21 protein-coding genes are annotated in these 20,702 nt (G+C 65.1%); 6 read left to right on the forward strand and 15 right to left on the reverse strand.

What is annotated here, in order from left to right:
- Positions 1-3: 3 nt before the first annotated feature.
- The 6 genes from E0501_RS14500 to E0501_RS14525 all read right to left on the reverse strand — a co-directional run bounded on the left by E0501_RS14500 (position 4) and on the right by E0501_RS14525 (position 5,659).
- Entirely contained in the window at positions 4-1,398 is a 1,395-nt protein-coding gene (locus E0501_RS14500) for an FAD/NAD(P)-dependent oxidoreductase (protein ID WP_137702099.1), read from the reverse strand.
- The gene (locus E0501_RS14505; RefSeq protein ID WP_235857865.1) at positions 1,385-1,693 is read right to left on the reverse strand and encodes a (2Fe-2S)-binding protein; all 309 of its coding nucleotides are present in this window, start codon (positions 1,691-1,693) and stop codon (positions 1,385-1,387) included. Before E0501_RS14505 ends, E0501_RS14500 begins: the two co-directional genes overlap by 14 nt.
- A complete protein-coding gene (locus E0501_RS14510) occupies positions 1,668-2,768 on the reverse strand; it encodes an NAD(P)/FAD-dependent oxidoreductase (RefSeq protein ID WP_137702101.1) in 1,101 nt (366 codons plus the stop codon). The genes E0501_RS14505 and E0501_RS14510 overlap by 26 nt, the downstream gene beginning before the upstream one ends.
- Before the next feature lie 94 nt (positions 2,769-2,862).
- Entirely contained in the window at positions 2,863-3,855 is a 993-nt protein-coding gene (gene dctP / locus E0501_RS14515) for a TRAP transporter substrate-binding protein DctP (RefSeq protein ID WP_137702102.1), read from the reverse strand.
- A gap of 38 nt (positions 3,856-3,893) precedes the next feature.
- The gene (locus E0501_RS14520) at positions 3,894-5,192 is read right to left on the reverse strand and encodes a TRAP transporter large permease (RefSeq protein WP_137702103.1); all 1,299 of its coding nucleotides are present in this window, start codon (positions 5,190-5,192) and stop codon (positions 3,894-3,896) included.
- On the reverse strand, positions 5,189-5,659 hold the full coding sequence (locus E0501_RS14525; RefSeq protein WP_137702104.1) for a TRAP transporter small permease: 471 nt from the start codon (positions 5,657-5,659) through the stop codon (positions 5,189-5,191). The genes E0501_RS14520 and E0501_RS14525 overlap by 4 nt, the downstream gene beginning before the upstream one ends.
- 111 nt (positions 5,660-5,770) lie before the next feature.
- Between E0501_RS14525 and E0501_RS14530 the strand changes: the two genes are divergently transcribed.
- Positions 5,771-6,694, forward strand: a complete 924-nt coding sequence (locus E0501_RS14530; protein WP_137702105.1) for a LysR family transcriptional regulator — start codon at positions 5,771-5,773, stop codon at positions 6,692-6,694.
- A 3-nt stretch (positions 6,695-6,697) separates the two neighbouring features.
- Here the strand turns inward: E0501_RS14530 and E0501_RS14535 are convergent, their stop codons facing one another.
- From E0501_RS14535 to E0501_RS14550, 4 genes are read right to left on the reverse strand one after another with little or no spacing between them, the layout of a single operon-like run.
- Positions 6,698-7,456, reverse strand: a complete 759-nt coding sequence (locus E0501_RS14535) for an SDR family NAD(P)-dependent oxidoreductase (RefSeq protein ID WP_137702106.1) — start codon at positions 7,454-7,456, stop codon at positions 6,698-6,700.
- The gene (locus tag E0501_RS14540) at positions 7,453-8,448 is read right to left on the reverse strand and encodes an SDR family oxidoreductase (protein WP_137702107.1); all 996 of its coding nucleotides are present in this window, start codon (positions 8,446-8,448) and stop codon (positions 7,453-7,455) included. Before E0501_RS14540 ends, E0501_RS14535 begins: the two co-directional genes overlap by 4 nt.
- The gene (locus E0501_RS14545; RefSeq protein ID WP_205123503.1) at positions 8,385-9,290 is read right to left on the reverse strand and encodes a bile acid:sodium symporter family protein; all 906 of its coding nucleotides are present in this window, start codon (positions 9,288-9,290) and stop codon (positions 8,385-8,387) included. Before E0501_RS14545 ends, E0501_RS14540 begins: the two co-directional genes overlap by 64 nt.
- Positions 9,290-10,606, reverse strand: coding sequence for a flavin-containing monooxygenase (locus tag E0501_RS14550; RefSeq protein WP_137702108.1), 1,317 nt, complete (start codon positions 10,604-10,606; stop codon positions 9,290-9,292). Before E0501_RS14550 ends, E0501_RS14545 begins: the two co-directional genes overlap by 1 nt.
- Before the next feature lie 60 nt (positions 10,607-10,666).
- Between E0501_RS14550 and E0501_RS14555 the strand changes: the two genes are divergently transcribed.
- Positions 10,667-11,305, forward strand: a complete 639-nt coding sequence (locus tag E0501_RS14555; protein WP_137702109.1) for a TetR/AcrR family transcriptional regulator — start codon at positions 10,667-10,669, stop codon at positions 11,303-11,305.
- Here the strand turns inward: E0501_RS14555 and E0501_RS14560 are convergent, their stop codons facing one another.
- From E0501_RS14560 to E0501_RS14570, 3 genes are all read right to left on the reverse strand, one after another.
- Positions 11,306-12,706, reverse strand: coding sequence for a TRAP transporter large permease (locus E0501_RS14560; RefSeq protein ID WP_137702110.1), 1,401 nt, complete (start codon positions 12,704-12,706; stop codon positions 11,306-11,308).
- A gap of 4 nt (positions 12,707-12,710) precedes the next feature.
- On the reverse strand, positions 12,711-13,340 hold the full coding sequence (locus E0501_RS14565; protein WP_137702111.1) for a TRAP transporter small permease subunit: 630 nt from the start codon (positions 13,338-13,340) through the stop codon (positions 12,711-12,713).
- A 67-nt stretch (positions 13,341-13,407) separates the two neighbouring features.
- The gene (locus tag E0501_RS14570; protein WP_137702112.1) at positions 13,408-14,421 is read right to left on the reverse strand and encodes a C4-dicarboxylate TRAP transporter substrate-binding protein; all 1,014 of its coding nucleotides are present in this window, start codon (positions 14,419-14,421) and stop codon (positions 13,408-13,410) included.
- 218 nt (positions 14,422-14,639) lie between these two features.
- Between E0501_RS14570 and E0501_RS14575 the strand changes: the two genes are divergently transcribed.
- The gene (locus E0501_RS14575; RefSeq protein ID WP_137702353.1) at positions 14,640-15,449 is read left to right on the forward strand and encodes a division plane positioning ATPase MipZ; all 810 of its coding nucleotides are present in this window, start codon (positions 14,640-14,642) and stop codon (positions 15,447-15,449) included.
- Positions 15,450-15,563: 114 nt separating this feature from the next.
- Here the strand turns inward: E0501_RS14575 and E0501_RS14580 are convergent, their stop codons facing one another.
- Both E0501_RS14580 and E0501_RS14585 read right to left on the reverse strand, forming a co-directional pair.
- Positions 15,564-16,421, reverse strand: a complete 858-nt coding sequence (locus tag E0501_RS14580) for a DMT family transporter (RefSeq protein ID WP_137702113.1) — start codon at positions 16,419-16,421, stop codon at positions 15,564-15,566.
- The gene (locus E0501_RS14585) at positions 16,418-16,858 is read right to left on the reverse strand and encodes a MarR family winged helix-turn-helix transcriptional regulator (protein ID WP_137702114.1); all 441 of its coding nucleotides are present in this window, start codon (positions 16,856-16,858) and stop codon (positions 16,418-16,420) included. Before E0501_RS14585 ends, E0501_RS14580 begins: the two co-directional genes overlap by 4 nt.
- A 70-nt stretch (positions 16,859-16,928) precedes the next feature.
- On the opposite strand from E0501_RS14585, the gene hmgA reads away from it, so the two are divergent.
- The 3 genes from hmgA (at position 16,929) to E0501_RS14600 (ending at position 20,676) form a co-directional block, all read left to right on the forward strand.
- Positions 16,929-18,284: a homogentisate 1,2-dioxygenase gene (hmgA, locus tag E0501_RS14590; RefSeq protein WP_137702115.1), complete on the forward strand. Its 1,356-nt coding sequence runs from the start codon at positions 16,929-16,931 to the stop codon at positions 18,282-18,284.
- A gap of 80 nt (positions 18,285-18,364) precedes the next feature.
- Positions 18,365-19,621: a fumarylacetoacetase gene (gene fahA / locus E0501_RS14595; RefSeq protein ID WP_137702116.1), complete on the forward strand. Its 1,257-nt coding sequence runs from the start codon at positions 18,365-18,367 to the stop codon at positions 19,619-19,621.
- 104 nt (positions 19,622-19,725) lie between these two features.
- Positions 19,726-20,676, forward strand: coding sequence for an MBL fold metallo-hydrolase (locus E0501_RS14600; protein ID WP_137702117.1), 951 nt, complete (start codon positions 19,726-19,728; stop codon positions 20,674-20,676).
- The last annotated feature ends 26 nt before the right edge of the window (positions 20,677-20,702 follow it).

The following is a 20,702-nucleotide window of genomic DNA, read 5'->3' on the forward strand; positions in this document are numbered from 1 at the left end:
TCCTCATTCCGCTGCGTCCGTTACCGGCTCTTCCATCGCAGCAAGTTCTCCCAATGTCACGGGCTTCAATGGTGGCCGGATGCGGTAATATCCCGTCTCGTCCATGCTCTGGCCGGTTTCCTGCGCCAGTATGGCACTGACGGCCAGCCCGCAATAGCGCCCCTGGCACGGCCCCATGCCCGCACGGCCAAAGGCCTTGGCCTGGTTCGGGCCCAGGCATCCCATCCGGGCAAAACGCCGTATGTCGCCTGCCGTCACTTCCTCGCAGCGGCAGACCAGCGTGGCATCTTCGGGCGTGATCGCCCCGGCATAGGGCGGATAGGCCGTATCCAAGAAGGGCCGGATCGCCCGTTCGCGCCGCAGATCCCCGCGCAGGTGGCGGGCCACCTCGTCACGCGCATGCGCGGTGATCGCGCCCAGGTCCTCGGCCACCTGCAATGCCGCCAGCCGGCCGGCATATTCAGCCGCCTTCGCGCCGCCGATCCCGGCCCCGTCGCCGGCGATCAGAACGCCCTCCACCCCTGTGCGTCCCCATTCGTCCAGCACCGGCGAAAAACACTGCTGCACCGCGTCCCAGCGATGCGCCACCCCGATCGAGCGCGCGGCCTGCGTATTCGGCACCACCCCGTGATGCAGCAGCACCGTCTCACAGGCGATCTCGTGATCCCTGCCGCCCCGCCGGAACCGCAGGCCCTCGGCGCGGTCGTCCCCCATCACCGCCAGCGCCTCGGCCCCGACGAACCGTTGCACGCCCGCGCGCTTCAACTCGCGCATCAGGCCCAGCCCCTTGAGCAGGTAGCGCCAGCCGCGCAGCGCCCCGCCCATATGCCGCGCCGCCCGCAGGGCATCACCCCGTGTCTGCGTTTCGACCAGCGCCAGCGGCGGCACGCCCGCGCGCACCATCTGCGCCGCGGTCAGGTAAATCAGCGGCCCCGATCCCGCCAGAACCGCCCGTTCGGGCACCACGCCCGATTGTTTCAGCAGGATCTGCGCAGCGCCCACCGTCATCACGCCCGGCAAGGTCCAGCCCGGCACCGGCATTGGCCGCTCCAGCGCGCCGGTGGCCAGCAGGATGCGCCGCCCCTCGGCCTGCTCGGCCCGGCCCGCGCGGGTAAACATCACCCGGCCACCCTCCTCAATCGCCCAGCTGACAGCGCCGTTCAGATGCGAGACGCCCTGCTCCGCCAATCCCTGCGCCAGCGGCAACCCGGCGGCATAGTCCGCGCCCAGCAAGTCACCCCGCAACGGCACCACGCGCTCGACATCGCGATAGATCTGCCCGCCCGGCTGCGACTGCTCATCCAGCACGAGCACCGACAGACCGGCCCGTCCCGCCTCAGCGGCGGCCGCCATCCCCGCCGGCCCCGCGCCGATGACGATCAGGTCAGCCGTCAACATGGGTGATCTCCTCCTGCGGGCGGGTAATCTCCATCCCCGCCTCGACGTTCAGCATGCAGGCCTGCCGGGTGACGCCGCCGATCTCGACCAGGCAGTCGAAACAGGCGCCCATCATGCAATAGGGCGCCCTTTCGGCCCCCGAAACCGGCGTGCGGCGCAGGCTGCGCACCCCGGCGGCCAGCAGGGCCGCGGCCAGGTTCATCCCCTCGGGCAGGCGCAGCGGCGCGCCATTGAGAAGCACCTCGACCTCCGGGCGCCCCTCGCCCAGGTCACGAAACGGCGAAACGGTCTTCACTGAACACCTCCAGGTCCGGCGCATCGGCCGTCTTTTCCAGCCAGTCGGGCAGGAACCGCGCATGCGCCGCGGCCAGCGTGATGCCCGAATGGCAGGTCACCAGATAGGCCCCCGGCATCTCGGGGCTCTCCTGGTAGATCGGCAAACCATCGGGCGACAGGATGCGCAACGCGCCCCAGCTGCGTACCAGCTGCGCGCGCGCCAGCACCGGATAGGCGGCCACGGCCTCGGCCGCCAGCTGCGCCAGCCCCGGCGCGGTCACGCGGTCATCCAGCCCCACTTCCTCGTTGGTGGCGCCGATCTGGATGCCGCCCTCGTCCACCTGCCGCGCAATCAGCGATGGCCGGTTGATCAGTTTCGGCAGCTTCTCGGTAATCAGCACCTGGCCCCGCTGCGGCCGGATCGGCGCGCGGAACCCCATTTTCGGACCCAGCTGCATGGCGCCCAGCCCCGCCGACAGGATCACCTTGCCCGCGTCCACCTGGGTGCCATCGGCGCAGCGCACCCGGAACGCGCCATTGCGCGACACGTCCGTCACCGTCTTGCCGGTCAGGACGCGCCCGCCCAGCCGCCGCACGTCATCGGCCAGCGCGCGCAACAGTTTCAGCGGATTCACATGCCCGTCCTGGTGATGCAGGATCGCGCCGGCCACCTTCGGACCGATCGCCGGTTCCTCCTTGCGCAGCGCGTTGTGGCCCAGCACCTCGAACGGATAATCCCCGCCCAGCTTGCCCTTAAGCACCTCGTAATCGGCCACCCGCTCTTCCAGGCTTTCCTCGGAAAAATGCAGGTCGTAACCGCCCTTCTGCTCAAGGCCCAGATCGCGGCCCGTGGCATCCGCCAGCTCGTCGGAAAACGCGCCCCAGGCAGCGGCCGATTGCTGCGACCACTCGGCATAGCGTGGCTGCTTCATGCCTTTCGACTGCACCCAGACCAGTCCGAAATTGCCCCGGCTTGCGCGGAATGACCCGTCATCGCCGTCCAGAACGGTCACGCGCTTGCCGCGCTTCAGCAGGCCCCAGGCCACGGACAGACCGACGACACCGCCGCCGATGATGGCATAATCCGCGTCCATGCTGGCCTCCCGTCTGGCAAAGGGGTCTCGGTGCGGCGCGGCGGACTATCCGCCGCACCGGTCATTTCTACAGGCAATTTTCCCGAAGGAAAGCTTACTTGCCGATCTGGTCCAGGATACCCTGGCCCCAGTCCTCGCCCACGTCCTTCAGGACCTCGGGCCAGACTTCGGCGCGCACCTTCGCGGCCATCGCCGCGCGCTGCTCGTCGGTCAGGCTTACAACGTTGGTGCCCAGTTCGTCGGCCAGCCGCTGCTCCCACTTGCCCTGGTCTTCCTCGGCCACGGTCCAGCGCTGCGCTTCGAACTCGGTCGCGGCTTTCATCAGCGCGTCCTTGTCCTCGGCGTCCAGCGCCGCCAGCGACTCGTTCGAGATGATCATGTACCATACCTCGAAATGGGTGTTGGCCGGGATATAGGCCTTTGTCACGTCGCGGAAAGACGCATAGTAGCCCTCCGCGCCTGAGCCGATCACACCGTCAACCACGCCGGTCTGAATCGCGGTGAAGGCTTCCGAGAACGGAATGGGCGACGGGATATAACCCAGCGCCTGGCCGGTCAGCTGGAAGCTCTTGATGCCTGGCACGCGCACCTTGATGCCGTTCGACTGGCTCGGGTCGCCCGGGTTCACCGGATCGGTGTTCAGCGAAATGCCCCCGAAATACACCGGGTAGGCCGCCAGCATGGTGATATCCTGTTTCGCGTAAAGCTCGGCCATCACGTTGCGCACCGGGCCATCGGGGCCATAGATCGCGCGCGCCTCGGCCCAGCTGTTCGCGAGGAACGGGAACGAGCTGATCTGCATCTGGCGATCCGCGCCGGTGGCGGCGGGTTGCGTCGCCATGTCGATCGCGCCCACGCTGATGCGCTCCTGCACGGTGGTGTAATCACCCAGCGCCGAGGCCGGGAAGATCTCGATGTTCACGTCACCGCCGGTCGCCTCTTTGACCTGGTCGGAAAAGGCGCGCAGCTCGTTGTCGATGGTGGCGCCTTGCGGGCGCACGTGGCTCATCTTCAGATCGGCCGCATCCGCGACAGACCCCAGCGCCATCAGCGCAGCCGCCGCCGTGCCAAGCAAGAAATGTTTCATTGTTTAGTCCTCCGTTTGTTGGATTTCAGGGTTTCGGGTCAGTAACCGAACAGCCGCGGCAGATAGAGCGACAGGTCCGGCCAAAGAGAGGTCAGGAACACCACCGGCACATAACCGGTGACGATCAGAAGCATGGCAGGCGGGATCACCTTGGTGACCTTCACCTTGCCGATGCGCGCGCCCAGGTAGAGGATCGAGGCATAGGGCGGCGTCACACCGCCCATCGCCGTGTTCACCCCCATGATCGCGGCGAACTGCACCGGGCTTACGCCGATGGCCTGCATCAGCGGCAGAAGCAGCGGCGCGATCAGGATGATGGCAGTCACGTCATTTACGACCATCCCCACCAGGAACAGCAGGATATTGATGAAGATCAGCAACAGAACCTTGTTGTCGGTGATCTCGAAGATCGAGCTGACCAGCTTCTGCGGGATGCTTTCATAGACAAACATCTGGCTCAGGATCATCGAGAAGAGGATCATGAACATGATCGCGCCCACCGCCGTGGCCGCTTCCTTGCCCGCGGCCAGGAAGTTGTCCCAACGCAGGCCCTTGTAGATCAGGAAACCCACCGGGATCGCGTAGATCACCGCGATGGCCGCGGCCTCGGTCGGCGTCATCACCCCGCCATAGATACCGCCCAGGATGATGATCGGCATCAACAGCGCCGGAAAGGCATGCACCCCCCGCTTGGCCACCTGGCTCGACAGTTCCGAAAAGCTCGGCTTGTCATCCAGCACCAGGTTGAACTTGCGGCTCAGCCACAGGTTCAGCACCGAGAAATTGAACATGATCAAGAGCCCCGGCCCCAGCGTCGCCAGGAAGCACGCGAGGATCGAGGTATCGGTGACCCAGCCGTAAACGATCATCGTCACCGACGGCGGGATCAGAAGCCCCAGGATCGACGAGTTGGCAATCAGCGCGGTGGCATATTCACGCGGATAACCGCGCTTTTCCATCTCGGGGATCAGCAGCGGGCCGATGGCCGCAATACCGGTCAGGCCAGACCCCGAGATCGCCCCGATGATCGCACAACTGACCGCGGCCACCACGCCCAGCCCGCCGCGCACATGGCCGATAAAGGCATTAACGAACCGCAGGAGCGAGGCAGCAATGCCGCTTTCCGACATGATCGTGCCGGCCAGCACGAACAGCGGAATGGCCAGCAGCACCGGGTTGCCCAGCTGCTGGAACCCCCACAGCATCATCCCCTTCATCGTCACGTCGCCGATGAAATACATCACCATCAGCGCCGCGCCGAAACAGTAGGGCAGCGGCACGCCCAGCGTCAGCGTGATGACCAGCACTGCAATCGCCAGAAGCGCGATCTCGATCATGCGCCCGCCCTCCCCGTCAGGGTCCGCACATGCGTCCAAAGATGCCAGGCGGTGTAGATCATCATCAACGCGATCCCGACAACCAGCGCCACGTCCGAATAGAAGGTCGGGATGTAGAGCGTCGGGCTCTCCTTCCACACCCGCCAGGCATAGCGGGTGAAGTCCCACGCCCAGCTCAGAAGCCACAGACCAACGATCAGGCTGATGATCTCGCCGACAATCGCCAGAATCGTGTGGCCCTTCTCAGTCGAGATGAAGATCTCAAGCACGTTGGCGCGGATATGGGTGTTCTCGCGCGATGCATTGACCGCGCCGAAGATATAAAGCCACAGCGTCGGGTAGAGCATGGTCTCTTCCAGCCCCATCACCGGCACCTGCAGCACGTAACGCGTGATGACCTGCACGAACTGGCCCAGGGCCACGATGCAGATCAGCGCGGTCAGCAGGTATTTGGCAAAACGGTCCATGGTTCCCCCCCGGGGCGGCCTCTCCCGGCCAACCAAATCCACTTGACGTCAGCCCACCCATAAAATCAAATTGGAAAAATCGCTGATCCCATAGAGTGAATTTATACCTTGATGAACCTCACCCTCCACGCGCTCAACGCGTTCCGCGAAACCATGCGCTCGGGCTCGATCAGCCAGGCGGCGCGCACCCTCGGGCGCACCCAGCCCGCGGTCAGTTCGGTCATCTCCAACCTCGAGTCAGAGCTGGGCTTTGCCCTTTTCATCCGCGAAAGCGGCAAGCTCACCCCCACGCCCGAGGCGCATTTCTTTCTCGAGGAATGCGACACCATCCTCGACCGGCTCGACCAGACCAGGCGTACGCTCGCGGGCATCGCCAAACTGCACAAGGGACGGCTGCGCATCGCCTGCCACCCGGCGGCCTCGGGCTTCTTCATGCCACAGCTCCTGTCGGCATTCCTTGCCGACAAGCCTGAAATAGATGTCTCGCTGATGATGCGTTCCTCGCGCGTGATCGAGGATCTCATCGCCTCGCAGCAATTCGACCTCGGCCTTGCCGAAACGCCCGGGCCTCGCGCCTCCATGGGCCAGCAGGATTTCGATCTCGAATGCATCGTTGCCCTGCCCCGGCACGATCCGCTTGCCGACCGCCCGGTCATCACGCCTTCGGATCTCGACGGCGCCAACATGGCCATGCTCTTCGATGAACACGCGATCACGGTGCAGACCCGGCAGGCGTTCGAGCGCGCCGGCGCCCGCTTCCGCCGCCGCTTCGAACTGCAAACCGTGCTGCCCGGCCTGCAATTCGTCGAGGCCGGCATGTGCTACATGATCTGCGACATGATCACCGCCCACGGCTTCCTGCAAACCTGCGATACCCCGCCCGGCGTGGTCTTTCGCCAGTTCCGCCCGCGCATTTCCAGCGGCATCTCGCTGCTCTGGCCCGCGCAGGCGCCCATGTCGCTCCTGTCGAAAAGCTTTCTCGATCTGGTGGCGGCCCGCCTCGCCGCCCTGCCCGGCGAGGTTCTGCGCGACTGACGCCTAGCGCCCGCGGATCTTGCGCTCCATGAGCCAGCGAAACAGCCGTGGCGACAACCCGTTGATCCACCACGCCGCCCGCGCCACGCGCCCCACCGGAATGAACGGGGCGCCGCGTTCGACCCCGCGCAGGATGATCCGCGCCGCCACGTCGGGCTCCATATAGTCGATCCCGTCGGGCGCCGATCCGGGGCGGGCTATCCCGTCCGCGCCCTGCTCGGGGTTGCCGATATTCGTGGCCACAAAGGACGGCGCGGCAATCTGCACCCGCACGCCATGCGCCGCCTCCTCGCTCGCCAGCGACTTGAAAAATCCCTCCAGCGCATGTTTCGACCCGGCATAGGCCACCCGCCGATAAAGCGGCGCGAACCCCGCCACAGACGAAATCGCCAGATGTGCGCCCCGTGCCGCCCGCACATTGGGCAACAGCACCCGCGCCATCTCGATAGCGGCGAAATAGTTGATCTCGAACACCCGCCGGTGCGTGTCTTCCGCCAGCGTCTCGAAATCCCCGATCTGGGTGATCCCGGCATTGTAGATCACCAGGTCGATTTCGGGGCAGGCCGCGGCCAGTTCGGCCAGCACCCGGTCGCGCTGCGCCTGATCGGTCAGGTCGCATTCCACCGCGAACAGCGTCTCGTCCTCCTCGAGCGCCGAAATATCCCGGTCGATGGCCACCACGCGCCAGCCGCTGGCGCGCAACCCGTCGCTCAGTGCCCGGCCCAGCCCGCCGGCCCCGCCCGAGATCACCGCCGTCTTCACAGCCCCGCCTCCCGCCGCCACAGGTCAAACACCTCGCGGCTCGTCTTCTCGGGGACGTAGCCGAAATCGCGTTTCAACGCGTCATTGGCCAGCACCGGACGGTATTGCAGGAACCGCACCTGCTCCGGGCCATAGCGCGTCAGGCCCAGTGGCCTTGCCACTGCAAGTACCGCTTTCAGTAACCAGGCTGGCAGCCGCAACACCGGTTTGCCCACAACCCGCGCGATCTGGCTGACGCCCATCGCCCCGTCCGCCGCGACATTGAATACCCCCGCCGACCCATCTGTCGCCGCACGTTTCAGAATGCGCGCCAGATCGCATGTCCAGATAAAGACGAACGGGCTGTCGCTGCCGCGAACGGCCAGCAACAGCTTCCTGTGAAACAGCGCCGTGATCTGGTTTTCGGTCCCCGCGCCCAGCACCGTGCCCACCCGCAGCACCACCTGCTCAAGCCCTGGATGCGCCTTGCGCGCCTCGGCCAGCATCTCCTCGACCAGCCGCTTGTGCCTTGCATAGGCGAATTCCTCGTTGCCGCGCAGCGGGTGATGTTCGCGCAGCGGCACCGGGTTGTCGGGGTGATAGCCATAGGCCGCACCGCTCGACGTCACCACCAGGCGCCGCACGCCATGGGCCAGGCACGCGTCCAGCACGCGCCGCGTGCCCTCTACGTCCACACGATAGGCAAACGCCTCGCCCTGCCCCGGCGCCGGCGTCACGATCGAGGCCAGGTGCACCACCACCTCGGGCCGTACCGCCCCGATCACCTGGTCGGGATCGTCGCCGGTCACATCCATGGTCTCGAACCGCACGCCCTCGGGCAGACGCTTGGGCGCGGTCAAGTCGGTCGCCACCACCTCGGCCCCGGCCAGCTCGGCCATCAGCGCGCGGCCGATCATCCCGCCCGCCCCGGTGATCAGGATGCAGCCGCTCACGCCACCATTGGCCTCCGCGCCCAAAGAAACGCCAGCACCAGCCCCGAAATCGCGTGCCATATGCCCCAGAACGCAGCGACCACCGCCATGCCGCCCAGCCCCCCGAAAAATCCGAAGATCAGCACCAGGCCCAGGCCTGAATTCTGGATGCCCGTCTCGATCGTCACCGCGCGGCGGTCGAAGGCGCGCAATCCGGCAATCCGCGCCACGGTGTAGCCCGCGCCCAGCGCAAGCGCGTTATGCGCGATGACAAGCCCCGCCACCACACCAGCGAAGGCCAGGAAAAACCCCCAGTTCGCCGCCAGCGCGGCCGCGACGAACCCGATGAAGATCGCCATCGACAGCATCTGCAGCGGCCAGCGCATCTTTTCGGTCAGGTCCGGCCGCTTCACGTTCAGCGTCACCCCCAGGACCAGCGGCAGCGCCAGCATCAGCCCCACCGTGATCGCCACCTGCACCGGGTCGATCGCCACCGCGCGCAGGATCTCGCGCGTGGGCGCATAAAGGTTGCCCCAGAGCGCGATATTCAGCGGCGTCAGCAGGATCGCCCCTACCGTGGCCACGCCCGTCATCGACACCGACAGCGCCGCATTGCCCCCCGCGCGGTGGGTGATGAAATTCGAGATATTGCCCCCCGGGCACGCCGCCACCAGCATCAGCCCCAATGCCACCGACGGCCGTGGCGCCGTGGCCAGCACCAGCCCGAAAGTCATCACCGGCAACACCACGAACTGCGACACCAGCCCCGCAATCAGCGGCTTGGGTCCGCGCAGCAGCTTGTGGAAATCCTCGGGCCTCAGGTCGATGGCGATGGAAAACATCACCACCGCCAGGATCGCGTTAAGAAGCATCAGCGACCCGGGGCTAAAATTCAGCATCACCTCGTCGATGCCACCACCCATCATGCCGCCCCTTTCTTCAGCCGCCCGATCCATCCGGTCACGGCCTTGCGATAGGTCGATTTGTCCACGTAATAGGCCATCCGCGCAAGCGCGAGATATTTCATACCACCCGTCGCGCGTTCGAACCCGCCCGCTTTCTCGGCCTGCAACGCCTTCGCCGCGGCACTTCCCGCGCGCAGCCCCCTGATGTAGCGCACCACCATCTCGGCCTGCTCATGCCGGCCCTGCCAGCCCAGTCCGCTCGCCTCGACCATGCCCAGCACGAACAGATCGTCGCGTTCGGGATGTATCGTGTTCAGATAGAGATGCGGCGCATCCCCCTGCCAGTTCAGCAGCGCATCATCAATGAACGGATAGTGCAGCCGGTAACCCGTCGCCGCCAGCACGAGGTCATATTCCCGATGGCTGCCATCCTTGAAAACCACTGCGCGCCCGTCGAACCGCGCGATATCGGGCCGGATCGCAATATCGCCATGGCCGAGGTGAAACAGGATCAGCGAATTGACCACCGGGTGGCTTTCATACAGCCTGTAATCGGGTTTCGGCAGGCCGTATTTCTGCGCATCCCCCACGAACCACCGCAGGATCATCCCGTCGACCCTGCGCTTCAGCCACATCGGCAGACGGATCGCGCCGCCCAGCGTGTCAGCGGGTTTGCCGAATACGTATTTCGGCACGAAGTAATACCCCCGCCGCATCGACAGATCGACGCTTTGGGCATGATGCACCGCATCCACCGCGATGTCGCAACCCGAATTGCCCGCCCCGATCACCAGCACCCGCTTGCCGTCGAACTGCCGCGCGCTCTTGTAATCCGCCGAATGCAGAAACTCACCGGCAAACTCTCCCTCGAATTCCGGCAGGTTCGGCTCGCTCAGCGTGCCATTGGCGATCATCACCCCGGCGAAAACGGCCTCCTGCTCTTCCCCGTCCCTGCGCCACACCACGCGCCAGCCCTCGCCATCGCCGCCCAAGGGCTCCACCCGCACCACTTCGGCGCCGAACAGGTAATGCTCGCGCAGCCCATAGTGATCCGCGAACTCGTCGAAATAGCGCTTCATCTCGCGGTGCGAGGGGTATTCCGCCACCTCGTCGCGCATCGGGAAATCGGCGAACTCGGTCATGTGTTTCGATGAAATCAGGTGCGCGCTTTCATACATGGTCGAGCGTGGCGCCGCGATATCCCACAGCCCGCCCACACCATCCGACAGCTCGAACCCCTGAAAGGCCACGCCCTGCTCTTTCATCACCTTCGCGGCGGCAAGGCCCATCGGCCCCGCCCCGATCAGGGCAAACCTGTCCCGGGTGTTATCCATCGCGCGCATCCTCCCCGCCTTTAGATTGAACATCTGTTCAAAATAAGCAAGAGTAAATCCATGACGCCCGAAACCACCCGCAAACGCGCGCCCTCGCGCCGCTCGCTCGCAACCCGCGCGCGCATCCTCGATGCCGCCGAACGGGTTTTCGCGGATAAGGGGTTCGCCGGTGCCACGATGCGCGACATTGCGGCGGCGGCGGGCACGCAGGTGGGCCTCGTCCACCATCATGGCCATGGCAAGGAAGACCTGTTTCGCCAAACCATCGCTCGCCGGGCCGAAGAGCTGGCACGGCGCCGCCTCGACGCGCTCGCCGTGTGCAAAGCGCAAGGCACGCCCACCCTTCCCGCCATCCTGGACTGTTTCTTCGGCCCCTACCTGAACCTCGCGCAGGGCGACGCGCAATGGCTGGCCTATGCCCGCCTCGTCGCCCATGTCTCGGCCGATCCCGCCTGGCGCGATATCTCCGAGGCGCATTTCGACCCCACGGCGCAGGTCTTCATCGCCGAGATCGCCGCGCTCTACCCGGCGGCGCCGCGCGCCCGCATTGCTGCGGTCTTCGTCTACTCAGTCTCGGCGATGCTGGCGCTTGTCACCTCGCGCTGGCGGATCGACGCGCTGGCGCAGGATGGCGCCGCCGGCACGCTTGACGATCTGGTCGCCTTCTGTGCCGCCGGCCTCGGGGCCAGTCTTACCTGATCACGCCAGCGATGGCAGCCACAGAACAATCTGCGGAAAGGCGATCAGCCCGGCAATCGTCACCGCGTCGGCGATGAAGAACGGCGTCACGCCCTTGAACACGTCCTGAACGGTCAGGTCATCGCGCACGCCCGCTACCACGAAACAGTTCAGGCCAATCGGCGGCGTGATCAGGCAGAACTCGGCCATCTTCACCACCAGGATGCCGAACCAGATCGCGCACATCGGCCCCGACATGCCAAAGGCGCTGTCCGCCGCGCTCACCATCTCGCCGCCGTTCAGCGCCATGACCGCCGGATACACCACCGGCAGCGTCAAGAGCAGCATGCCGATCGCGTCCATGAACATGCCCAGCACCGCATAGGCCAGCAGGATGCAGATCAGGATCAGCATCGGCGACATCTCCAGCGATGTGATCCAGTCCGAAAACGCCCCCGGCAGATCGGCAAACCCCAGGAAGCGGACATAGATCAGCACGCCCCAGATGATGGTAAAGATCATCACCGTCAGTTTCGCCGTCTCCAGCAGCGCCGATTTCAGCTGCTTCCAGCGCATCCCGCGATAGAGCGCCATGCAGAACACGATGAAGGCGCCGATGGCCCCGCCTTCGGTGGGCGTGCCCCAGGCCTTATCGCCGAACGGGTTGTAGACGAAAAAGATAATGATCACGACCACCGCCAGGATGGGCAGCGCCGGCGGCAGCGACGCGAAACGCTCACGCCAGGTAAACCCGCTCACCGGCGGGCCGACATTCTTGAAGATCACCGCCAGCCCGACGATCAGCGTGGCATAGACCACGGCAGAAAACGCCCCGGGGATGAACCCCGCCAGCAGCAGTTTGCCCACGTCCTGCTCCACGATGATCGCATAGATCACCAGGATCGCCGAGGGCGGGATCAGGCTCGCCAGCGTGCCGCCGGCGGCCACGACACCGGCCGCGAACTGCTTGTTATAATTGATCTTCAGCATCTCGGGGATGGCGATGCGGGCGAACACCGCCGCCGTTGCCACGCTGGCGCCCGAAACGGCGGCAAAGCCCGCCGTGGCAAACACCGTCGACACGGCAAGCCCGCCCGGCAGCCACGCAAGCCAGCGCTTCGCCGCTTCGAACAGCGCACGGGTCAGCCCCGCGTAATAGGCCAGGTATCCGATCAGGATGAAGGTCGGGATCAGGCTCAGCGCATTCGACGCCACCTTGGAATGGGGCACCTGCCCCGCGGTCTTGGCCGCCACGGTGATCGCCCAGCCAATCCGCTCGGGGTCGAAATCGCGCTTGGCCCAGAAGATCAGGAACAGGCCAACCAGACCCGCCAGCGCGGCGGCAAAGGCCACGCGCATCCCCATCACCACCATGACCAGCAGGCCGCCGGTCACCCACAGGCCGATTTCAATCGGGTCCATCGGCCTACTCCTCGTCCATCAGGCTGTCGGCCTCGGCCGCCGCCTGCGCCGCCGCGTCCATCACCAGCGGCACGGCCACCGGCGCGTCAAGCCCCAGGATCAGCGCCCGGCCATAGCCGACGACCTGGATCAGCAACCGCAGCGCCAGCACCGTGAAAGCCACCGGCACCAGCAGTTTCGCCGGCCACAGCGGCATGGCGATATCCGTGGTGCTATCGCGGCTCCACAACGGCGCCCCGAAGTCGAACGAGCGTTGGAAATGCGCCCAGCTGCCCCAGATCAGGAAAACCATCAGCAGAAGGATCAGCAGCACGCTGATCAGTTCAAAGAGCCACAGCGCCCGCCCGCGCAGGTGATCCACCAGCAGGTCCATCCGGATATGCGTGCCGTCGCGCTGCGCGAACGACACCGCGAGGATGGCGATCAGCGGCATCAGTTGTTCGATGTAATCGACATAGCCCAGAAGCGGCGCATTCAGCGTCACACGCCCCCCGACCGAGCGCACCGCCAGCAGCATCAGCGAAAAAATCGCCAGGCCCGCCAGCAGCCCGAAAAATCTCTCGACCCGCAGAAGCCCGCGGTCCAGCCGGCTCAGAACCGAGCCATCCTCCAAAACAGGCGATGCACCCGCCATGCCTGCCCCCCATCATGTATTGGAAAAGGGGCCCCGCTCTCGGGGCCCCGCTTCGTTTGCTCGCTGATCAGTTGCTGGCGCGTGTTTTTTCCAGCGTACTCATCAGCAGGTCATAAAGCTCCTGCGCGGGCAGGCCCTGCGCGGTCATGTCCTTGATCCAGGCATCGCGGATCGGGCCAGCGGCCACTTCGCGGAACTTGGCCAGCTCCTCGTCCGACACCATGACCTTCTGCACGTTCTTCTCTTCCAGCACCTCGTCCCAGCGCGCCAGAAGCTTGCCGTAGTTGTCGAGGTAATGGGTGATCGACTCGTCGATCGACTCATCGAGCGCCTTGCGATGCTCATCCGAGAGCGACTCGTAGGCGTCGATGTTCACTACCACCGGGCAGTTCACCGTGCCGGGGTTCAGGTTCGCAGTCCACCAGGTCGCCTGGTTGATCGTGCCGAACGACAGGTGCGCGTGCTGGGCAAAGGCCACCGTGTCCACGACCCCCGATTCCATCGCCTGGTAGGCTTCGGGCGCTGGCACCGAGGTGGGCACGCCGCCGACCGATTTGAACGCCTCGCCGATGCCGCCGGTGGCGCGCACGCGCATGCCGTTCATCTTGTCCAGCGTGTCGCGCGGATCGCCGGTGCCGACGAGGTTGTACTGCGGCATCGGGCTGGTCATCAGGATCTTGGCGTTCCACTGCTTCATTTCCTCGGCCACAGCCGGGTGGGCATAGACCGCGTGGCTCACCGCCACTTCCTCTTCCAGGTTGTTCACACCCAGGAACGGCAGTTCCAGAACCGTGATCGCGCGGTTCTTGTCGCGGTGATAGCCAGCGCAGAACTGCGCCATCTCGAAGGCGCCGATCGAAATGCCGTCCAGGTTTTCCTTCGGCTTCGACAGGCCGCCATAGCTCACGTTCATGGTGAACTCGCCGCCGGTTTTCTCGGCCACCAGCTCGGCCAGCTTCTCGACATGCTCGGTAAACGCCCGGCGCTTGCCCCAGACCGACACGTTCCACTCCGTGGCCATTGCCTCGGATGCAAAGCCAAACGAAAGGGCCGCGACAACGGCCATCTTCATCGATTTCATATGTTTTTCTCCCTGACTTCGGCCCTCCCCCGGGCCGATTGCAGCTAATACCCTAGCGCCCCTGTCAGGATATGCCAACCCCCGCCGACGCGGCGTCGCATGGCTGGCGCCACATCGCCGCTCTGCCGCTTCCCAAATCGCTTTCCACAACATATAGTGTCGCCAACGACCATAACGCGGGCGTCAACCCGCGCGGCAAGCAAGGGGCACAGCGGGCAATGGCACATATCATCGTTGTCGGAAACGAAAAGGGCGGCGCGGGCAAATCCACCGTGTCGATGCACGTGGCGACGGCGCTGGCGCGGATGGGCCACAAGATCTCCGCGCTCGATCTTGACCTGCGGCAGAAAACCTTCGGCCGCTACGTCGAAAACCGCCGCCGCTTCCTCCAGAAATCCGGCCTCGATCTGCCCGGGCCCGCCTATCACGACCTGCCCGAGATCGACAAATCCCAGCTCAAACCGGGCGAGAACGTCTATGACCACCGGCTGTCCGCCGCCGTCGCCACGCTCGAGCCCGACAGCGATTTCATCCTGATCGACTGCCCCGGCTCGCATACCCGGCTTTCCCAGGTGGCCCACAGCCTCGCCGACACGCTGATCACCCCGCTCAACGACAGTTTCGTCGATTTCGACCTGCTCGCGCATATCGACAGCGACGGCGTCAAGATCCTCGGCCCCTCGGTCTATTCCGAAATGGTCTGGTCGGCACGCCAGCTGCGCGCGCAGGCCGGCCTGAAACCCATCGACTGGGTCGTGCTGCGCAACCGGCTTGGCGCGCAACGCATGGTCAACAAGGAAAAGATGGAACAGGCGCTCGAGCGGCTGGCCAAGCGCATCGGCTTCCGCGTCGCGCCGGGTTTCAACGAAAGGGTGATCTTCCGCGAGCTTTTCCCGCGTGGCCTCACGCTCCTCGATCTCAAGGATATCGGGGTGAAACAGCTCAACATCTCCAACATCGCCGCCCGCCAGGAACTGCGCGACCTGATGAAGGCGCTCAACCTGCCCGGCGTGACGGTGGATTTTTAACGACGCCCGGCGGCCGCTACGCGGACTTTTCAGGCATTGCCGCATTCCTCGCCCGAACAGCGCGCATCGCCCTTGCGCCCCGTCGCAATGTCCACAAGAGGCGCTGAGCAACCTTTACCCCCGCCGCGCCAGCGCCACCGCGTTCGACACCGCCAGCGCGCCGATCACCACGACACCCCCGATCAGCGCATAAGGCCCCGGGTCCTCCCCGATCACCAGCCAGGCGAGTAAGGGCGCCAGCACCGATTCCAGCAGGATCAGCAGCCCCACCTCGGCCGACGGAATATAGCGCGGCCCCAGAGCAAGCCCGATGGAACTGCCGGCGATGAAGGCCCCGTGAAGCGCCACCAGGTGCCACTGCCCGTCCGGCACGCTCATCGGCGCGATGAAGGGCCACAACAGGGCCGACGCGCCGATATAGCCCACCGGCACCGCCGCCACCATCGACACGCGGCGCACCTTGCGCGCCGCCGTCAGCCCGGCCGCGAACAGCGCCGCCACCCCCAGCGCGGTCAGGTCGCCCGTCCAGTGCGCGCCCTGCGTCTCGCCCGATCCATAGGCCAGGATCGCCAGCCCGACCGCCACCGCCATCATCGTCCAGATCATCCGCGATGAAATCGCCTCGCCCAGGAAGATCCGCGAATATAGCGCGGCGAAAACCGGCAGCGCGGCGATGATGAACACCACGTTCGCCACCGACGTCAGGCTGACTGCCAGCGGAAAGAGAACCCCTGCCCCGCCCACGGCCACCGTGTAGATCAGCCCGTAGATGCCGGTGCCCGGCAACGCCTTGTAGGGCCGCAGCCCCTGCCACAACAGCACTCCGGCCAGCACCAGGCACCCCGACACCAGGTTGCGCCAGAAGGCGATCACCAGCGCATCGGCCCCGATCAGCCGCACGAAAAGCGAATCCGGCACCACCAGCAGCACCGCCACCGTAGTGATCAGTAGCCCCTTGAACTGGTCGCTCACCGTGCGCCCCCGGCCAGTTGCCGCAGCATGCGCCGCAACAACGCCACCTCATCCTCGGAAAACCGCGCCGCGATCTGCGAATCATAGGCCCGTGCCACATCGCGCAGATCGCGATAGGCCCGCAGCCCCGCCGGCGTCAGTTCCAGGTATTCCAGCCGCCGGTCCGCCTCGTCCTTCTGCCGCGTCAGGAACCGCCGCTCGGCCAGTTTCGCCACCGCGCGGGAAATCTTGGTCTTGTGCATCTTTGACCGCTCCCCGATTTGTTTTGCGGTCATCCGGCCATAGATTCCTAGGTGAAACAGCACCCGCCACTCGGTGCGCAGCATGCCATAGCGGTCCTTGTAGACCTTCTGGAACGAAAGTGAGCTTTCTTCCGCCGCCTGGTTCAGCAGGTAGGGCAGGAAATTCTGCAGATCGAAATCATCTGGTATACTCAATGTGAACCCTCCTGCCGTTGTTAGTTACAAAACCAACAGTTAACAGCGCAACCACTAAAGGAGACGCGCGATGAACAAACAATCCTTTCCCCATCACATGACCCAGGCGCCCTCGCTGCCCGGGCCGCACGAAGGCTACATGCCCGGGTGGGCCAATGACTTCGAAACCGAGGCCCTGCCCGGCGCCCTGCCCCAGGGCATGAACAGCCCGCAGAAATGCAACTACGGGCTCTACGGCGAACAGATGTCGGGCACGGCCTTTACCGCCAACCCGCCCGAACGCACCTGGACCTACCGCATCCGGCCCAGCGTGAAGCACTCGCACCGCTACACCAAGATCGACCTGCCCTATTGGAAATCGGCCCCGAATGTCGATCCCGACGTGATCTCGCTTGGCCAGTATCGCTGGAACCCGGTGCCCCACACCGATGAGAAACTCACCTGGCTCACCGGCATGCGCACCATGACCACCGCCGGCGACGTCAACACCCAGGTCGGCATGGCCTCGCATATCTATCTCGTCACCACGTCGATGAAGGACGAATATTTCTACTCGGCCGATTCCGAGCTGCTGGTCGTCCCGCAGGAAGGCCGGCTGCGCTTTGCCACCGAGCTCGGCATCATCGATCTCGAGCCCAAGGAAATCGCCATCATCCCGCGCGGCCTCGTCTACCGCGTCGAGGTACTCGAAGGCCCGGCGCGCGGCTTTGTCTGCGAAAACTACGGCCAGAAATTCGAACTGCCCGCCCGTGGCCCGATCGGCGCCAACGCGCTTGCCAACCCGCGCGATTTCAAGGCCCCCGTCGCCGCCTTCGAAGACCGCGAGGTGCCCTCGACCCTGACCATCAAGTGGTGCGGCCAGTTCCATGAAACCAAGATCGGGCAAAGCCCGCTCGACGTGGTCGCCTGGCACGGCAATTACGCGCCCTATAAATATGACCTGCGCACCTATTGCCCCGTCGGCGCGATTCTCTTCGATCACCCCGATCCGTCGATCTTCACCGTGCTCACCGCCCCCTCGGGACAGCCGGGCACCGCGAATATCGATTTCGTCCTCTTCCGCGAACGCTGGATGGTGGCCGAAGACACGTTCCGCCCGCCCTGGTATCACAAGAACATCATGTCCGAGCTGATGGGCAACATCTACGGCCAGTACGATGCCAAGCCGCAGGGCTTCGTCCCCGGCGGCATGTCGCTGCACAACATGATGCTGCCCCACGGGCCCGACCGCGAAGCCTTCGAGAAAGCCTCGAACGCCAATCTCGGCCCCGACAAGCTCGACAACACCATGTCGTTCATGTTCGAAACCCGCTTCCCGCAGCACCTCACCGCCTTCGCCGCAAGCGAGGCCCCGCTGCAGGACGACTACATCGACTGCTGGTCGGATCTCGACAAGAAATTCGACGGCACGCCTGGCACGAAATGACGCGGACGGTGGGGTAAAACCCCACCCTACATAAAGCGTAGGGTGGGTTTCAAACCCACCTTCCACGACAAGGAACCGAAATGACTCTTCAGAAATCCTGGGTGGCCTCGGCCAACGACCCGAAACACCCCTTTCCCCTGAACAACCTGCCCTATGGCGTGTTCTCGACCGCCGAACTCGACCCGCGCTGCGGCGTCGCCATCGGCGACATGATCCTCGATTGCCAGCGCGCCGAAGAGGCCGGGCTGATCTCGCTCACCGAAGATCCGCTTTTCGACGTGCCCTTCTGGAACGAGGTGATGGAAGAAGGCGCCGAGCTCTGGTCCGCCCTGCGCGACCGGCTAACCGCGATCCTCGCCGACGGCAGCCCCGACCGCGAGCGCGCCGAGCCGCTGCTGGTGCCGCAAGCCGACGCCGAGATGCACCTGCCCTTCCTGGTCAGCGAATACACCGATTTCTACGCCGGCAAGAACCACGCCTTCAACGTGGGCTCCATGTTCCGCGGCCCGGAAAACGCGCTTCCGCCCAACTGGCTGCACATCCCCATCGGCTACAACGGCCGCGCGTCTTCGGTCGTGGTCTCGGGCACCGATATCCGCCGCCCCTGGGGCCAGCTGAAATCACCGGATCATGACCTGCCCGCCTTCCTGCCCTGCCGCCGCTTCGACCTGGAACTGGAAATGGGCGCCATCGTCGGCCAGCCCTCCGAAGGCCCCATCACCGTGGACGAGGCCGATGCCAACATTTTCGGCTACGTGCTTCTGAATGACTGGTCGGCGCGCGACATCCAGGCCTGGGAATACCAGCCGCTGGGCCCCTTCCAGGCCAAGGCGACGGCCACGACAATCAGCCCCTGGATCGTGACCAAGGCCGCGCTCGAACCCTTCCGCACCGACTGCCCCGAACGCGAGGTCGAACTGCTGCCGCATCTGAAAGACACCGGCCCGATGCTCTACGACATCGACCTCAGCGTCACGCTGGCCCCCGAAGGCAAGGCGGCAACCGAGATCGCGCGGACGAACTACAAGGAGATGTATTACTCCGCCGCCCAGCAGCTGGCGCATCACACCACCTCGGGCTGCCCCATGAACCCGGGCGATCTCTTGGGCTCGGGCACGATCTCGGGCGCCACGAAACACGAACGCGGCTCGCTTCTCGAACTCAGCTGGGGCGGCAAGGAACCGATCACGCTGGATACTGGCGAGGAACGCAGCTTCCTGCTCGATGGCGACACGCTCACGTTGCATGGCGAATGCCACGGCGACGGCTATACGATCGGCTTCGGCAACTGTGCCGGCACCATCCTGCCCGCGCTCGAGGACCCCTACGCCCGATAGACCCGGTGAAGGGCGCACATCCCGCCCTTCATCTTGCTCCAAATACTCCCGCCGGAGGCACCCGACCCCTCCAGGCGGCCAAACGCAAAAGGAAACGCACGACCATGGCCAAAGCATTCGCATCCCAGGGCGACCTGACCGAAAAGAAAATCACCTTCGACGAGATCGGCGAGGGCCTCTGGGCCTTCACCGCCGAGGGCGATCCCAACTCGGGCGTGATCATCGGCGACGACAGCGTGATGATCGTCGAGGCGCAGGCCACGCCGCGCCTCGCGAACAAGGTGATCGAGAAGGTCCGCGAAGTGACCGACAAACCGATCAGCCACCTGGTGCTCACCCATTACCACGCCGTGCGCGTGCTGGGCGCCAGCGCCTATAACGCGCCGCAGATCATCATGTCCGACGCGGCCCGCGCCATGGTCGTGGAACGCGGGCAAGAGGACTGGGACAGCGAATTCCAACGCTTCCCGCGCCTCTTCGAAGGTCACGAGTCGATCCCCGGCCTGACCTGGCCCACCACCACCTTCAGCGACTCGATGACCGTCTATCTCGGCAATCGCCGCGTCGACATCATGCATCTGGGCCGCGCCCACACGGCGGGCGACGCGGTGGTGCACGTGCCCGACCAGAACGTGATGTTCACCGGCGACATCGTGGAATACCACTCGGCCTGCTATTGCGGTGACGGCCATTTCGCCGACTGGGGCGATACGCTCGACGCGATCAAGTGGTTCGACGTTGACGCCATTGCGCCCGGCCGGGGCGATGCGCTCGTGGGTCATGAAATGGTCAACGCCGCGATCGAGAACACCCGCGATTTCGTCGCCTCCACCTATAACCCGGTTGCCCGCGTCGCCGCCCGCGGCGGCAGCCTGAAAGAGGCCTGGGACGCCTGCCGCGCCGAATGCGACCCGAAATTCAGCGAATACGCGATCTACGAACACTGCCTGCCCTTCAACGTCGCCCGCGCCTATGACGAGGCCCGCGGCCTCGACACCCCGCGCATCTGGACCGCCCAGCGCGATCTTGAAATGTGGGAGGCCCTGCAGGGCTGAGCGCGCATCGCTCCCTTTCGGGCGCG

The organism is Marimonas lutisalis (assembly GCF_005434965.1).
GTDB classification, from domain to species: domain Bacteria; phylum Pseudomonadota; class Alphaproteobacteria; order Rhodobacterales; family Rhodobacteraceae; genus Marimonas_A; species Marimonas_A lutisalis.

What these genes read in the sequence shown, in the direction of transcription:
- E0501_RS14500 (WP_137702099.1), bottom strand. Translation starts at nt 1,398, where the DNA reads ATGTTGACGGCTGACCTGATCGTCATCGGCGCGGGGCCGGCGGGGATG.
- E0501_RS14510 (WP_137702101.1), bottom strand. Translation starts at nt 2,768, where the DNA reads ATGGACGCGGATTATGCCATCATCGGCGGCGGTGTCGTCGGTCTGTCC.
- dctP (WP_137702102.1), bottom strand. Translation starts at nt 3,855, where the DNA reads ATGAAACATTTCTTGCTTGGCACGGCGGCGGCTGCGCTGATGGCGCTG.
- E0501_RS14520 (WP_137702103.1), bottom strand. Translation starts at nt 5,192, where the DNA reads ATGATCGAGATCGCGCTTCTGGCGATTGCAGTGCTGGTCATCACGCTG.
- E0501_RS14525 (WP_137702104.1), bottom strand. Translation starts at nt 5,659, where the DNA reads ATGGACCGTTTTGCCAAATACCTGCTGACCGCGCTGATCTGCATCGTG.
- E0501_RS14530 (WP_137702105.1), top strand. Translation starts at nt 5,771, where the DNA reads ATGAACCTCACCCTCCACGCGCTCAACGCGTTCCGCGAAACCATGCGC.
- E0501_RS14540 (WP_137702107.1), bottom strand. Translation starts at nt 8,448, where the DNA reads ATGGCACGCGATTTCGGGGCTGGTGCTGGCGTTTCTTTGGGCGCGGAG.
- E0501_RS14545 (WP_205123503.1), bottom strand. Translation starts at nt 9,290, where the DNA reads ATGGGTGGTGGCATCGACGAGGTGATGCTGAATTTTAGCCCCGGGTCG.
- E0501_RS14550 (WP_137702108.1), bottom strand. Translation starts at nt 10,606, where the DNA reads ATGGATAACACCCGGGACAGGTTTGCCCTGATCGGGGCGGGGCCGATG.
- E0501_RS14555 (WP_137702109.1), top strand. Translation starts at nt 10,667, where the DNA reads ATGACGCCCGAAACCACCCGCAAACGCGCGCCCTCGCGCCGCTCGCTC.
- E0501_RS14560 (WP_137702110.1), bottom strand. Translation starts at nt 12,706, where the DNA reads ATGGACCCGATTGAAATCGGCCTGTGGGTGACCGGCGGCCTGCTGGTC.
- E0501_RS14565 (WP_137702111.1), bottom strand. Translation starts at nt 13,340, where the DNA reads ATGGCGGGTGCATCGCCTGTTTTGGAGGATGGCTCGGTTCTGAGCCGG.
- E0501_RS14570 (WP_137702112.1), bottom strand. Translation starts at nt 14,421, where the DNA reads ATGAAATCGATGAAGATGGCCGTTGTCGCGGCCCTTTCGTTTGGCTTT.
- E0501_RS14575 (WP_137702353.1), top strand. Translation starts at nt 14,640, where the DNA reads ATGGCACATATCATCGTTGTCGGAAACGAAAAGGGCGGCGCGGGCAAA.
- hmgA (WP_137702115.1), top strand. Translation starts at nt 16,929, where the DNA reads ATGAACAAACAATCCTTTCCCCATCACATGACCCAGGCGCCCTCGCTG.
- fahA (WP_137702116.1), top strand. Translation starts at nt 18,365, where the DNA reads ATGACTCTTCAGAAATCCTGGGTGGCCTCGGCCAACGACCCGAAACAC.
- E0501_RS14600 (WP_137702117.1), top strand. Translation starts at nt 19,726, where the DNA reads ATGGCCAAAGCATTCGCATCCCAGGGCGACCTGACCGAAAAGAAAATC.